Genomic DNA, 401 nt, shown 5'->3' with positions numbered 1-401 from the left:
CCCAAGTGAACGTGGCTTTAGTGTAAAAACGAGCTCTTCGGGAGAGCGGGAAGGCTGCGAACTTGATTTCGATAGGCGCCTGGACTCACGCCTACCTTTTGTTTAAACAATCTGCAGTACGAACTTGTATCGGTATACCCGACCAGAGCGGCGATAGCTTCGACGTTGAGGTCCCCATCTTTGAGCAAGCCTTGAGCTGTGGCAATACGAATGCCTTGCAAGTAGCCCAAGGGGGATTGTTCGAGGGCATGCTGGAAGCGGCGAATTAACGTTCGCTCACTGACCCCCAGATCTGACGATAACGTCGACATTTTGATGTCGTTTCTGAAGTTTTTTTGCAGAAAGTGCTGGGCCTTATGTACCAGCGAATCTGCGTGAACACGATCTGCCAGGAAAGGTAT

1 protein-coding gene is annotated in these 401 nt (G+C 50.6%); it reads right to left on the bottom strand.

The genetic code is table 11. The annotated features are described in order from the left end of the window. Positions 1-17: 17 nt before the first annotated feature. On the bottom strand, positions 18-401 hold a 384-nt coding region (locus tag SB717_RS33935; RefSeq protein ID WP_410907205.1), incomplete at its 5' end, for a helix-turn-helix domain-containing protein.

The organism is Priestia sp. SIMBA_032 (genome assembly GCF_046535215.1).
Classification (GTDB): domain Bacteria; phylum Bacillota; class Bacilli; order Bacillales; family Bacillaceae_H; genus Priestia; species Priestia aryabhattai.
This window is presented reverse-complemented; position numbering and strand designations above follow the sequence as displayed.